This is a genomic window from Lentibacillus jeotgali (assembly GCF_000224785.1).
GTDB lineage: Bacteria > Bacillota > Bacilli > Bacillales > Amphibacillaceae > Lentibacillus > Lentibacillus jeotgali.
The window spans coordinates 434,382-448,669 of sequence record NZ_AGAV01000005.1; the positions used below are offsets into that span (position 1 = coordinate 434,382).

Consider the following 14,288-nt stretch of genomic DNA (forward strand, 5'->3'; position numbering starts at 1 on the left):
ATAAAATAAAAATAACTGAAATAACATCATTTTCGGATTTAAATAAAAAATCACGGGATAAGTGCCCGTGTTACAGTGAATACTTTATTATAGGACAAAAAAATACAACTGTATCAAAACAGCTGTATTAATGGAAAGGCAGTGTATCGTACAGTAAAATGAAAATAGTTGCTGTTATAGCTTGTATTCAGTGATACTTATCTCGCAGGGTGGTCACATTCGTCACAAAGATTGCCGTAGCAGTCAGCTTTCTCATAAATCTCATGACCGCAGTTGCGGCATTTCTTTTGCGGCAGATTTTTGAAAAACTCAACAACGTTCATCATGCTAAACATCCCCTTTTGAGTTGGTAAATTCATTGTATTATAACAGTATGTATTGTGTCAATGCTGTGTTACAACAAATTTTAAATTTGAGGTGATTTTTTTGAAATTAACGATTCTCGGTTATTGGGGCGGTTATCCTGCGCCGGACAGTGCAACGTCAGCATATATGCTTGAAAAAGATGATTTCACATTGTTAATTGATGCCGGAAGCGGCTCATTGTCCAAATTGCAAAATACAAAACATGTCATGGATCTGGATGCGGTCATTCTGTCGCATTATCATCATGATCATGTAGCTGATATCGGCGTTCTGCAGTATGCATGGCTGGTACAGTCCTATATTCGTGAAAGTAATGACATTCTGCCGATATATGGACATACGGAAGATCAGGAAGGATTCAAGTCACTAACCCATAAAAACACAGAAGGAATAGCGTATAATCCGGCTGCTGTATTGGAAATCGGCCCGTTTTCCATCACGTTTTTAAAAACTGACCATCCGGTGCCATGCTATGGCATGCGAATCACTGATGGGGAGACGACACTTGTCTATACGGCCGATACCGCTTTTAAAGCGGAATGGTATGATTTTGCCAAAGATGCCGATTTCCTGATCACGGACTGTAATTTTTATGAAGATCAGGATGGCTCAGCGGCAGGGCATATGACGAGTAAAGAAGGGGCAATGATCGCTGATAAAGCAAATGTCGGAAAGTTGATTCTCAGCCATTTGCCACAATACCGTAACAACAATGATTTGGTGAAAGAAGCAGAACAATATTTTCACGGGAGTATTGAGCTGGCCGCAGAAGGTCTTGTATGGCAAAAGTCATAATTTTTGCTTGAAATCGGTATTTTTATTAGACTAAATAGTAGGACGTTAGGATTATTATGGAGGAACGATACATGAAATTTATTGATAATCAGGGCATTACTGATCCGGCTATAAATCTGGCAATCGAAGAATATATACTGCAGAACTTTGGGGAAAAAGATACATATTTGTTATTTTATATCAATCAACCCTCGATCATTGTCGGCCGGAATCAGAACTCAGTTGAAGAAATCAATACCGAATACGTGGATGATAACGGCATTAAGGTTATCCGCCGTCTTTCCGGGGGCGGTGCGGTCTACCACGATGAGCAGAATCTTAATTTCAGTTTTATCACAAAAGATGACGGGGAAAGCTTCCAGGATTTCGCGAAATTTACTCAGCCTATTGTTGACGCTCTGAATAAGCTTGGGGTGCCTGCTGAAATGAAAGGCCGCAACGATCTGGCCGTTGAGGGCCGTAAAATTTCCGGCAATGCTATGTTCTCAACGAGAGGACGCATGTTCAGTCATGGGACATTGATGCTTGATTCGCAAATCGAAAACGTTGTATCGGCATTAAACGTTAATAAAGAGAAAATCGAATCAAAAGGTATCAAATCAATCCGCAGCCGTGTTGCCAACATTTCCGAATACCTTGATGAAAAGATTTCAATGGACGAGTTTAAAGAAATGATTCTGAAATATGTCTTTGATGTAGAAGATGTCAAAGATGTGCCACAGTATGAACTGACTGACGCTGATTGGGAAGAAATCCATAAGATTTCCGAAAATCGCTATCAAAAATGGGAATGGAATTTCGGTAAGTCGCCTAAATTCAACGTGCAGGCATCACATAAATTCGATGCCGGACTGGTCGATGTTCGTCTTGATGTCAAAAACGGCACGATTGAAAACTGCAAAATCTACGGAGATTTTTTCGGAATGGGAGAAGTCAGTGACCTGGAGGATGCGCTGACAGGTATTCGCCATGAGCGAAATGCGATTCAGGAAGCACTGGCAGATGTAGATGTGCCGCATTATCTCGGCAGGATTCCAAAAGATGAATTTATTAAATTACTGTATTAATACAGCTAGAAAGCCGGCTCTATAAATTCAAGGGCCGGTTTTTTAACGGCAGAAAGGGAAACCGTTTTCACTTGAATTTTTAGTAATGCTGTTTTACAATAAATGAATGATTATTCATTCAATTTAAGGGGGAAGAGAAGCCGTGAACATAACCAAACAATTAACATTGACCGCGAGAAAGAACCGTCATAAGCCGGCCTATATTTTCGAGGATCAGGAAACAAGCTATTTAGAGCTTGAAGGGGCCGTAACGAAATTTGCTTCCCGACTGCAGCAGCTTGGTTATAAGAAAGGGGACCATATTGCCCTTATCGTCGGAAATAGTCCATATTATATCATCGGGTTGTATGGTGCATTGCGTATGGGTGCCGTGGTCATTCCGGTCAATCCATTGTATACATCACATGAAATGTCTTACATATTGCGAAATGGGGATGTAAAAGCAATCATTACAATGGATGTGTTGTTGGAAAAATTTGAGCCGATTGCTGATCAGCTGCCGGATGTTCAGCATTATATATTGTGCGAAAGCGGGGCCGATATACCATATGACAAAAGTTTGCTATCAGCAAAATTGAAATCGTTTACGCAAATGGTTGAAGAAGGCAGTCTGGGGTTTGATGATCCGGGAACAAATGATGAGGATACGGCGATCATTCTGTATACGTCTGGAACGACGGGTAAACCAAAGGGAGCCATGCTTACCCACAAAAATATTTACTCGAATGCGAAAGACGTCGCGGATTATTTAACCATAAACGGTGAAGATCGGGTGATCGCTGCATTACCAATGTTCCATGTGTTTTGTCTGACGGTTGCGCTGAATGCACCGTTGATGAATGGGGGCACGGTGTTGATTATGCCGAAGTTCTCGCCACCGGAAGTGTTCCGGGTTGCACGTGTTTATGAAGCGACGGTTTTTGCAGGTGTGCCGACTATGTACAATTTTCTGCTGCAAAGTGCTGAAAACGGTCAAGGTGACTTTTCCGGTCTCCGCTTATGTATTTCCGGTGGATCAGCGATGCCGGTTTCACTGCTGCAAAGTTTTGAAAGGGCTTTCGATGTCAAGGTTTCCGAAGGCTACGGTCTGTCGGAGTCTTCACCGGTTACATGTTTCAATCCGCTTGATCGTCCACGCAAGCCAGGCTCAATTGGAACCAGTATCCTCAATGTGGAAAATAAAGTTGTCGACGAGTATGGCGAGGAATTGCCGCCCGGTGAAGTTGGGGAGTTGATTGTTCGTGGACCGAATGTTATGAAGGGTTATTATAAATTGGAGGAAGAATCAGCTGTAGCTTTAAGGAACGGTTGGCTCTATACCGGTGACATGGCACGAATGGATGATGAAGGGTATTTTTATATTGTCGATCGGAAAAAAGATATGATTCTAGTTGGCGGTTACAATGTCTATCCGCGTGAGGTAGAGGAAGTACTTTATGATCATCCTGCCATAGACGAAACAGCTGTTATTGGAACACCGCATCCGGAATCAGGCGAAACCGTTCTTGCCTTTATTGTGGCGAATGATTCTTCATTGGATGAAGCGGGACTGATAGAATTTTGCAAAGGGCATTTGGCCAGCTATAAAGTTCCGTCGAAAATTGAATTTATGGATGAACTGCCGAAGAACACGACAGGGAAAATCCTGCGGAAGAACCTGCGTGAACGGACAGAACAATAAATTGAAAGGTGTTTCGCAGCGCGGAGCACCTTTTATAGTGTGATAAGAATTAACTTTTTAGAAAAAAATGAAATTTATATTGTTTTTTTGACTTTGAATTGGTAAATTATAGATATACCTCTTTCTTTTCATGGTACATGAAAGGATGAAAAAGAATGATAGATAATTTTTATTCTCCATCATACGAAGTGACTCCCCTTACAATGGCGGTTATCGCTCAGCAGGATGAAAACGGACGCACCAGTACACTGGTTTTGGAAGAACAAGAAGAATACGCTGTTACTCACACCCCGAGTAAAATTATTGATCATGCATGCAAGTTTTTCGGGAGCAGTCTACGTGGCAGACAGGATGGTACCCGTGGCATTTGTGGTATCACACATAAAGCTCCTATCTCCATTGATCCGACCAGCGGCATGTATTTTTTCCCTACCACTTCGCCAACCAGCCCAAAATGTTCATGGATCGCCCATTCACATATTGATCAGGTGAACCAGGGCCCGGGAAGGCAGACAGAGATAATTTTCAGGAATCATAGATCCATTCTTCTTAATATTTCATTCGGCTCGATGCTCAATCAGGTGCAGCGGACCGCACAGTACAGGTATTTACTGGACAACCGTATTAAGTATTTGCAGAATCATACTGCTGATAAAGTGGCAGAGCCCTTTGCATAAGTTCCTGAATGATTGTCTCCACTTTTTTGCGGATTGCCGGGTTAAAGTAGTTACGCTTCTCTTCACGCCCCCTGCAAAGAAACAAGTAGGATGAAAAAGAGTCATTTTTGTTCAGTGTAACGACACGAATCTTTTTATCCTGCATCGTCTTTCGCAGCTTTCTTCGTTCATTTGCGGCTTCGGTATTCATTATTTCCAAAAGGTGTATATAAGGTTCCTTTATTTTAAAAGTCCCGTACCGGATGTTGTAAAGGTCCTGCTGAATCACCACCATCGCCATTGAAAGAAACAGAAAGCGTGAAGCAAGTTGCAGTTCTTCGTCATTCAGATAGCGCATGTCATCTCCTCCGTAACCGAACATAAGTTCCATTTTATTATATGATAAAATGAACAAAAAATACACCAAAAAATTTTATATAAGGTAAAATGGAGAGAAAGAGGTATTATCAATAGGTATGAATATATGGGACGGATAAATTAGAACAAAAACAGTTATACTGAAAAATAGACGAAGAAGATGCTTCAAATTAAGGGGACAATGATGACATGTATTTGTTAAACGTCAGCATTATGGACTGGAAAACCTGGCTTGAAGAGGACAAGCTGGACGAATTTATATTACATCTATTAAATCAATACGAAAGTCTGGGCCCTTTGCCGGGAATCCTTTTGCCATTTATTGAGGCCTTTTTGCCAATTTTGCCTTTAGTGGTATTTGTGCTCGCTAATTCGGCAGCATATGGTCTGTGGGAAGGGTTCATTTTGTCATGGCTCGGCGCCAGTTTCGGAGCGGTGCTTGTATTTCTATTGATACGCAGACTCGGGGATAAGCGGATATTTGTGGCTGTACGCCGCAACAAGCAAGTAGTTCGGGTGACTAATTGGGTAGAGCGGCATGGTTTTGGCCCGCTCTTTCTCTTGATGTGTTTTCCATTTTCTCCTTCATCGGTAATCAATGTAGTCGCGGGACTTTCGAAAATAAGCATCCAGCAATTTATTCTGGCAGTGTTTATGGGAAAGTCAGTCATGATTTTTTCCATCGCCTTTGTTGGTTCAAGTATTTTTGAGTTTGCCAAGAATCCAGTCAGAACAATTGTTGTCGGTGTATGTATTGTCCTGTTCTGGCTGTTTGGAAAGTATATCGAACGGCGGCTGCAGCGAAAGACGGTTATAAGGGAAATTTCCGAGCGTGAACAGGTTAAAAAGTGAACAATCAGGGTAGACTTGTACAAGTGGAAACGCCGCGAAATTAGTCATACCCTGGAGGAAACTGAAATGAATAAGAAACATTTTCGTAAAATAATGCCGGTTATATTATTGGCATTGCTTATTGCCATTGTTTTCCGATCCAACTTGTTTGCAAGTTACATTGTCAATGGCGAGTCAATGGAGCCAACGTTATATGACGGCAATCTCCTGATGGTCAATAAGGTGGTTTATAACCTGACAGATATAGATCGTTTCGACATTGTTGTATTCCATGCGGATGAACAGGATGATTATGTCAAACGTGTCATCGGTCTTCCCGGTGATGAAATTGTTTACAAGAATGATAAATTGTATATTGACGGGGAATATACAAAGGAATCATTTTTGGATCCGTTTCGAGTAATGAGTGACAACGAACTGTATACGGAAGATTTCACACTGGAAGGTGTCACAGGTAAAGCCGAAGTGCCTGAGGGAAAAATATTCGTAATGGGAGATAATCGGGGGGAGAGTCTGGATAGCCGTGAAATCGGGTTTGTCAATGCTGAAACAATTGTCGGAAAAGTTGATGTCAAATACTGGCCATTTTCCGAAATGCAGCTAAGTTTTGGCTAAAGTGAAACTTCATTCAGTGGAATGCCTTTTTTACACCGAATGGGACCGGTTATATCCGCAGTTATGTAGCGAGGTGCTTTCCGTTATATGCCTAGTTAAAAGAATCATACGTTTTGTAAAGTGTTTAAAACCTGTTTCTCTGGTAAAATGAGAAATAGGTTTTATTATTTTATAGCTGGAAGATATGAACTGGGACACAAACCAGAAGTTAGCGAGAATCTCTAACGACGCAGCTGGAATATACTCGCTTTCCGTGGGCTCACCACAAGCCTCCTCGCTCGCAAAGAACGCTCGCTGTGGGGTCTCTTAGGCTCGCTGTCCCACAGGAGTCTCGCATATTCCAGCTGCTTTTAAGCGTTAAGCAATCCAGTTTTTATCTGTCATAAAATAATTTGTTTTACCAAGATATAGTGAACAAAACTTAGCGGAGGAAATACACGGAGACTCTTGTGGGAGCAGAGGCATAGGTGAGACCCCGCAGTGCGTCAGCACGCGGAGGCTCACCAGCCGCCCTAAGGTGCGCGTAGTGTATTTCCGAAGCGACGTTATTCCACTCAACCTTTACGTCGCAGTTGATGGATTATGTGTCACGGTCAACAATTTTTTAGAAAACAGTCTTAAGAATGAAGTCATCATTCGGGGGGACGAATTATATGGGAATCCGATTTTTATTAGGCAGAGCCGGGACAGGCAAAAGTGAACGGATTTTAAATGATATACGGGGGAAATTAATCGAAAACCCGCAAGGATCGCCACTTTTTTATATCGTGCCTGATCAAATGACGTTTCAGCAGGAATACGCATTATTTCAGGATGAAGCGATTAAAGGAAGCATCCGTGCTCAGGTGGTCAGCTTTTCACGGCTGGCATGGCGTGTTTTGCAGGAAGCAGGAGGCAGTACCAGGCAGTTTATCAGCTCAGTCGGAATTCAGATGATGCTCCGTAAAATTATCTCAGAAAAAGAAAGTGAATGGGATATATTCCAGAAGGCTTTAGAGAAGCAAGGCTTCCTGGAACTGCTTGAGAGTATGATTACTGAATTCAAACGCTACAGGATTACACCGGAAATGCTGGATATGCAGATGAAGCAGATGGAGCAGTTTGTTCATAAAGAACCTGGTGAGGCAGCATTGACAGGCAAGCTTAATGATCTGGCTTATATCTATGAAAACCTGATGATTGCGATGGAAAATAAATATATTGATAGTGAGGACCAGCTACAGCTGCTTGCTGATAAAATACAGGGTACGTCATTGCTTGAAAATGCTGATATCTATCTCGACGGCTTTCATCGGTTTTCACCGAAGGAATTGCTTGTTGTCGAAGCATTAATGAAAAAATGTAATTCGGTGACAGTAGCACTGACGGCAGAGATTCCGGATGAGGATAATCTTTCCGAACTGGATTTATTTTATCAGACAAAAGAGACATACCAAACATTGCGGACGATTGCACAGGAGAATAGCATTCCAATACATGAGCCGGTCATATTGGATCAGGAAGACGGAAGACTGAATAAGCGACCGTATTTTGCCCATCTGGAACACTATTTTGATGTCAGGCCAGCCCCTGAGTATGACGGTGAGGTCCCCGTTCAAATCGCTGAGGCGGTTCATCCGCGTGCAGAAGTGGAGGGGGTTGCCCAGGAGATCCTCCGGCTTGTCAGGGAAGAACATTACCGTTTTAAAGATATAGCAGTGTTTATTCGTCAGACCGATGTCTATCATGATTTAATTGACACGATTTTTGATGACCATGATATCCCTGTTTTTGTCGATGAAAAACGAAGCATGCTGAATCATTCACTGATCGAATTTATCCGGTCGGTTATGGATATCGTCGAAGGGAATTGGCGATACGATGCTGTGTTCCGTGTGTTAAAAACAGGGTTTATCCCCTCACAAGATGACGGGTATCCGTTGACTGATGATGCGATTGATGAACTGGAGAATTATGTTCTTGAATATGGTGTCCGCTCACGTGAACAGTGGTTCGCTGATGATGAATGGGTTTTTCAGCGCTTCCTCGGGTTTGACAAATCAGGACAGACAGATGCAGAAAAGAAGACGCAAGAGCGGATCAATGCATATCGGTATCAGGTGGTGCGTGCGTTAAAGGGATTTGACAAAGATATCCGCGCGGCTAAGACAGTACAAAAACGGTGCGAAATCATTTATTTGCTGCTGGAGGAACTTGATGTGCCGGGGCGGCTTGAAAAAATGCGGGAAACGTTTGATGCAGAAGGTCAAATTGAAAAAGCGCGTGAACAGGAACAAGTATGGAATGCTATCATCCAGCTGTTGGATGAAATGGTTGAAATGGCCGGAGATGAGACTATGTCAATGGAAACATTCCGGGCTGCAGTCGAAGCAGGCTTTGAGTCACTGACATTTGCTCACGTTCCGCCAAGCATTGACCATGTCATCGTTGGAACAATTGATCGTTCGCGGATCAGCGGCGTGCAATGCTCATTTTTGCTTGGCGTCAATGATGGCGTATGGCCTATGAAACAGACAGAGGATGGGCTGATCAATGAGCAGGAACGCAACATTCTCGCAGAACACGGAATGGAACTTGCGGAAAGCAGCAAACGGAAGCTGCTGGATGACTGGTTTTATATGTATCTGGCCTTCACCTCAGCTCAGGACTATTTATGGATTAGTTACCCGCTCAGTGATGAGGAAGGGAAATCAAAAGTGCCATCACAGCTGATTAAGCGGGTGGAGGACTTGTTTCCTGCCTGCTGTGAACATTTGCTGCTGCAGGATCCTGAAGAACTGGCTGATGCGGAACGGTTTATTACGACGCCAATTAAAACAAGATCAGCGCTGACTGCCCAGCTAGCCCGCAGCCGCAAAGGCTATCCGGTAAAAGATGTCTGGTGGCATGTTCTGAACTGGTATATCCGAAACCACCCGAAACACAGTACGACCTATAAGATTTTGCAAAGTTTGTATTATCAGAATCGGCCGGTTAACTTATCACAAAAGACCACTGAACAGCTGTATCCGAAACAGGTGAAGTCCAGTGTATCAAGGCTTGAAACATATTACCGCTGTTCATATCAGCATTTTGCCCAGTACAGCCTGCAGCTGCAGGAACGAAAGACCTATAAACTTGATGCACCTGATATTGGGCAGCTTTTTCATGAAGCACTGAAAAAAATCACTGAGTGGATTCAGGAGTCAGGCAGGGACTTTTCGCAATTAACCCAAAAGGAAAGTTTCGGCTATGCACGGCAGGCAGTTGAAAAACTTGCACCTGTTCTGCAACATCAAATTTTGCACAGTTCAAACCGCTATCAATATATTCAGCAAAAATTGCAGGACGTTATCACACGTGCAACTTATATTTTAAGTGAACAGGCACGGCAGAGTGACTTTTCACCGGTGGGGCTTGAGCTTGGTTTTGGTGATAATCAGAAACTCAATCCGATAACATTGCCACTCCCGAACGGATTTGAATTAATGCTGCGCGGACGGATTGACCGCGTTGATAAAGCTGAGAGCGCGGAAGGGTTATTTTTACGGATCATTGATTACAAGTCAAGTGAAAAAGGGCTGAACCTGATTGAGGTTTATTATGGCCTGGCACTGCAGATGTTGACATACCTGGAAGTTGTACTCTCCCAGTCCGAACAATGGCTGGGGGTAAAGGCGTCACCGGCCGGCATCCTTTACTTCCACGTTCATAACCCGATGGTGGCAGGTAGCATGAAAATGTCTGATGAGGAAATTGAAAAAGAGTTGTTTAAAAAATACAAAATGCAGGGGCTGCTGCTGTCGGATGAACAAATCGTCAAAATGATGGATACGACGCTGGAATCAGGGAGAAGTCAGATCATCCCGGCCGGCATTAAAAAGAACGGTGAATTTTACAGCGATTCAAAGGTTGCCGATAATGAGACGTTCCGCAGCTTGCAAGACCACATCCACCATCTGATGATGCAGGCGGGCATTGATATGACAACAGGTGGCGTCCACTTAAATCCGTATCAGTATAAACAACAGGTGGCATGCACCTATTGTCCGTTTCTATCTGTTTGTCAATTTGACCCAATTTTGGAGGAAAATAACTATCGGAAGCTGACAGACATGAAGGATGATGAAATTTTGGAGAAACTCCGCACGAAGGAGGAATCATAATGGTCAACTGGACAAGAGAACAGGAAGAAGCCATTTATACGGATGGCAGTGACGTGCTTGTTGCCGCGGCAGCCGGCTCGGGCAAAACGGCTGTCCTCGTCGAGCGGATCATTCAAAAATTGTTACGAGAAGAAAACCCGGCAGATATTGATTCGCTGCTTGTTGTCACATTTACAAATGCGGCAGCACAGGAAATGCGGAACAGGGTCGGACTTGCACTTGAGCAGGCGTTGGCAGATGATCCGGAATCCAGTCATCTGAAAAAGCAATTATCGCTCCTGCAGCGCGCATCGATATCGACGCTGCATTCTTTCTGTCTTGATATCGTCAGGCAATATGCGTATTTACTTGATATTGATCCTGCTTTCAGAATCGCGGATGATATGGAAGCTGACCTGATCAAGCAGGAAGTCATCGATGATTTATTTGAGGAATGGTATGGAAAGGAAGGAGAGGATCAGCAAAACTTCTTCGCGGTGGTTGATCGTTTTTCCAGTGACCGTAGTGACGCGGATGTGGAAAGCCTTGTCCTTGATTTATATATATTTGCCATGCAAAATCCCTGGCCGGATCAATGGCTTGATGAGCTTGCAGATACCTATGATATTCCGGAAGACTGGCAGGAGGATGATTTGGGCTGGCTTACAATCATCAAAAATGAAGTCAGAAACGAGTTTGACGCAATCAATCAGGAAATGCAGCTGGCAATGGACCTGACAAGGGAAAGCGATGGCCCATATCATTACGCCGAGACAATCGAAGCTGACCTTGCGAATTTGCACGAGGCTAACAGACATCTCGATTCATGGGACGATTTACAGCAGTTTATGGCATCCAGTTCATTTGAACGATTATCCGGAAAAAAAGCTGATTGTAATGAGGGCAAAAAAGAAAAAGCGAAAAAACTGCGCGACAGTTATAAAAAACGGTGGAACGACATGAAAGACGGATGGTTCAGCCGTAATCTGGAAGGTCATATTGCTGACATGCAGGAACTGGCTCCGGTGATCAGACAGCTGACGGAAGTGGTCAAGCAATTTAAGGCCCGATTTGCCAGGCAAAAGCGCGAACGGGCCATTGTTGACTTTTCCGACCTTGAACATTACAGTCTGCAGCTGTTAACGGATGACACATCAGCTCCCAGAAATGTCATACCATCCAACGTCGCTGTCAATCTCAGGGAGCAATTTACAGAACTGCTGGTGGATGAATATCAGGACACAAACCTTGTCCAGGAAACGATATTGTTACTGATAAGTGATCAACAGGGTTCCGGTAATATGTTTATGGTTGGTGATGTCAAGCAGAGCATATACCGGTTCCGTCATGCTGAACCATCACTTTTTATCGACAAGTATAAGCGGTTTACCAGTGGCGCGCTGTCAGCGAAACGGATTGACTTGGCAAGCAATTTCAGGAGCCGAGAACAAGTTCTTTCAGGTACCAATTATATCTTTAGACAGATTCTGGATGAGTCATTGGGCGAGATTGATTATGACCCAGATGCCGAACTGATTTATGCCAATAACATGTACGATAATCTGCCTCAATCGGAGCCGGAGCCAGAGCTAGTTATTATTGACCGTGAATCGCCGGAAGAAAAAGAAGACGTAACACCTGAAGAAGAAGATTACCGGGATCTGGAGAAGGCACAGCTTGAAGCGCGTGCCTATGCGGAAAGGATCAAAGGCTGGATCGGCCAAAAAGACAAGGAACCGCTGAAAGTTTATGATAAAACGACGGATACTCAGCGGGATGTCCAGTATCGTGACATGGTTATTTTGCTCAGATCCATGACATGGGCACCCACGATTCTGGATGAATTGAAAAAACAGGGCATCCCTGTTTATGCCGAGCTTTCCACTGGTTACTTTGAAGCAATCGAAGTGAAAATCATGCTGAATCTCCTGAAAGTGATTGATAACCCAAGGCAGGATATTCCGCTTGCTTCTGTCCTGAAATCACCGATTGTCGGGCTTAATGAAGAGGAGCTTGGCCAAGTGCGGTTGGCTGACAAGCGCGGAGCATACTATGATGCGCTTAGAGCTTTCCATAAGCAAAACACAGGTGATACAGCCGTTAAAGTGGCCAACTTCATGGAAAAACTGAAGAAGTACCGTGTGGCATCACGTCAGGGAGCTTTATCAGAATTGATTTGGCAGATTTACCGGGAAACCGGCTATTATGACTTTGTCGGCGGTATGCCGGGTGGACGGCAGCGGCAGGCTAACCTGAGAGCCCTCTATGACCGGGCAAGAGGCTATGAGACAACGTCATTCCGCGGCTTATTCAGGTTTCTGCGATTTATTGAACGGATGGAAGAGCGCGGCGACGATTTGGGAGCTGCAAGAGCACTAAGCGAACAGGAAGATGTCGTTCGGATCATGACAATTCATAAGAGTAAAGGACTCGAATTTCCGGTTGTCATTCTTGGTGCCATGGATAAACAGTTTAATATGCAGGATTTGAACCGGCGCTATTTGCTGCATAAAGATCTTGGTTTTGCCAGCAAGTACATTGATCCTGTTAAACGAGTCACGTATCCCACTTTGTTCTACCATGCTATAAAGCAGGAAAAATGGCGGGAAATGCTTGCTGAAGAAATGCGCGTTTTATATGTAGCGCTGACAAGAGCTAAGGAAAAACTGCTGATGGTCGGCAATGTCGCATCATTTGCCAAAAAGCAGGAGAAGTGGGAGCAGATAATCGATCATTCCGACTGGATACTGCCCGCGCATTACCGCATCAAGTCGAAAGCATATCTAGATTGGATTGGCCCTGCCTTAATCCGCCATAAAATGAATGGCGTGTTGCGCACCGTGGAAGTATCCGATCAAGTGCTTGAAGCGATCCGGATCGATCCATCCGAGTGGAACGTGTCCATTGTACACGGGAGTTCTTTTGCCAATCTGGATGAGGAAGAGAGTGAAGAAGCAAGCGGACTGAAAGAAAAAATCCTAAACTGGGAACCGCTTAATATTGATGACAACGTATATGATCAGGCGGTCGATAACCGGCTGTCGTATACGTATCCATATGAACAGGCAGCACATTCCCGGGCAAAGCAGACCGTGACGGAAATAAAGCGGCAGCGTGAACTGAAGGATGAATACAGCAGTGATCAACTTGTCCAGGAGTTCCAGCCGCCGATCGTCAAGCGACCGGCGTTCATGCAAAAACAACAGACGATTACAGCTGCCGAACGCGGAACCGCCATGCATACTGTGATGCAGCATATTTCACTGAAAAAACCACTGCAGCCTGATGAGATTGCTGAATTTGTGGAGTCATTGGTCGAACGGGAGATGCTGACTAGAAAAGAAGCAGATGTCATTGACATTCATGCTGTTGAGGCGTTTTTTAGAACCAGGATTGGTCAACTGGTCATGAATGCACCGTTTATCTATCGTGAAGTACCGTTCAGCCTGACATTGCCTGCAGATGAGGTATATGCCAACTGGACGGGTGAAACAGATGAACACGTCTTAATCCAGGGGGTTATCGATTGTGTGATCCCGATGGACGGCGGTTGGGTAATCCTCGATTATAAGACAGATACAATTACGGGTGATGTAACTGATCGTGTGAAGGACAATCTTTCGAAACGTTATGAAGTGCAAATGGATCTTTATAAGCAGGCACTTCAACGTATTTGGAAAGAACCGGTCAAATCAGCATATCTTTATTTCTTCGCCTGTCAGCTAGAATTAAAAATTTGAGCTGAAAACTGATT

Annotated in this window: 10 protein-coding genes; 8 read left to right on the top strand and 2 right to left on the bottom strand. The window is 43.9% G+C overall.

The annotated features are described in order from the left end of the window. Positions 1–197 precede the first annotated feature (197 nt). The gene (gene yhfH, locus ON01_RS18810; protein WP_010529888.1) at positions 198–326 is read right to left on the bottom strand and encodes a protein YhfH; all 129 of its coding nucleotides are present in this window, start codon (positions 324–326) and stop codon (positions 198–200) included. A gap of 100 nt (positions 327–426) precedes the next feature. On the opposite strand from yhfH, the gene ON01_RS04890 reads away from it, so the two are divergent. From ON01_RS04890 to ON01_RS04905, 4 genes are all read left to right on the top strand, one after another. Then, a complete protein-coding gene (locus tag ON01_RS04890) occupies positions 427–1,161 on the top strand; it encodes an MBL fold metallo-hydrolase (protein ID WP_010529889.1) in 735 nt (244 codons plus the stop codon). Between the two features lie 71 nt (positions 1,162–1,232). After that, positions 1,233–2,228 carry a lipoate--protein ligase gene (gene lplA, locus ON01_RS04895; protein ID WP_010529890.1) on the top strand — a complete coding sequence of 332 codons (996 nt, stop codon included), beginning with the start codon at positions 1,233–1,235 and terminating at the stop codon, positions 2,226–2,228. 142 nt (positions 2,229–2,370) lie between these two features. Then, positions 2,371–3,909, top strand: coding sequence for a fatty acid--CoA ligase family protein (locus ON01_RS04900; protein ID WP_010529891.1), 1,539 nt, complete (start codon positions 2,371–2,373; stop codon positions 3,907–3,909). Between the two features lie 155 nt (positions 3,910–4,064). Next, complete coding sequence (locus ON01_RS04905) at positions 4,065–4,586, top strand: competence protein ComK (RefSeq protein ID WP_010529892.1); 522 nt, start codon at positions 4,065–4,067, stop codon at positions 4,584–4,586. On the opposite strand, the gene ON01_RS04910 is transcribed toward ON01_RS04905, so the two are convergent. Then, entirely contained in the window at positions 4,534–4,923 is a 390-nt protein-coding gene (locus ON01_RS04910; protein ID WP_010529893.1) for a YhjD family protein, read from the bottom strand. The two genes, ON01_RS04905 and ON01_RS04910, sit on opposite strands and share 53 nt — an antisense overlap. Before the next feature lie 209 nt (positions 4,924–5,132). Here ON01_RS04910 and ON01_RS04915 point away from each other — a divergent pair, with 209 nt between their 5' ends. The 4 genes from ON01_RS04915 to addA all read left to right on the top strand — a co-directional run bounded on the left by ON01_RS04915 (position 5,133) and on the right by addA (position 14,274). Then, entirely contained in the window at positions 5,133–5,795 is a 663-nt protein-coding gene (locus ON01_RS04915; RefSeq protein WP_010529894.1) for a TVP38/TMEM64 family protein, read from the top strand. Between the two features lie 66 nt (positions 5,796–5,861). Further along, complete coding sequence (lepB, locus tag ON01_RS04920) at positions 5,862–6,410, top strand: signal peptidase I (protein ID WP_010529895.1); 549 nt, start codon at positions 5,862–5,864, stop codon at positions 6,408–6,410. A gap of 653 nt (positions 6,411–7,063) precedes the next feature. Next, the gene (gene addB / locus ON01_RS04925) at positions 7,064–10,555 is read left to right on the top strand and encodes a helicase-exonuclease AddAB subunit AddB (RefSeq protein ID WP_010529896.1); all 3,492 of its coding nucleotides are present in this window, start codon (positions 7,064–7,066) and stop codon (positions 10,553–10,555) included. Then, positions 10,555–14,274, top strand: a complete 3,720-nt coding sequence (addA, locus tag ON01_RS04930; RefSeq protein ID WP_010529897.1) for a helicase-exonuclease AddAB subunit AddA — start codon at positions 10,555–10,557, stop codon at positions 14,272–14,274. The genes addB and addA overlap by 1 nt, the downstream gene beginning before the upstream one ends. The last annotated feature ends 14 nt before the right edge of the window (positions 14,275–14,288 follow it).

Bases quoted from the DNA above. Each gene is read 5' to 3' on its own strand.
- addB (WP_010529896.1), top strand. From the start codon at position 7,064: ATGGGAATCCGATTTTTATTAGGCAGAGCCGGGACAGGCAAAAGTGAA.
- ON01_RS04910 (WP_010529893.1), bottom strand. From the start codon at position 4,923: ATGCGCTATCTGAATGACGAAGAACTGCAACTTGCTTCACGCTTTCTG.
- yhfH (WP_010529888.1), bottom strand. From the start codon at position 326: ATGATGAACGTTGTTGAGTTTTTCAAAAATCTGCCGCAAAAGAAATGC.
- lepB (WP_010529895.1), top strand. From the start codon at position 5,862: ATGAATAAGAAACATTTTCGTAAAATAATGCCGGTTATATTATTGGCA.
- ON01_RS04915 (WP_010529894.1), top strand. From the start codon at position 5,133: ATGTATTTGTTAAACGTCAGCATTATGGACTGGAAAACCTGGCTTGAA.
- ON01_RS04905 (WP_010529892.1), top strand. From the start codon at position 4,065: ATGATAGATAATTTTTATTCTCCATCATACGAAGTGACTCCCCTTACA.
- lplA (WP_010529890.1), top strand. From the start codon at position 1,233: ATGAAATTTATTGATAATCAGGGCATTACTGATCCGGCTATAAATCTG.
- addA (WP_010529897.1), top strand. From the start codon at position 10,555: ATGGTCAACTGGACAAGAGAACAGGAAGAAGCCATTTATACGGATGGC.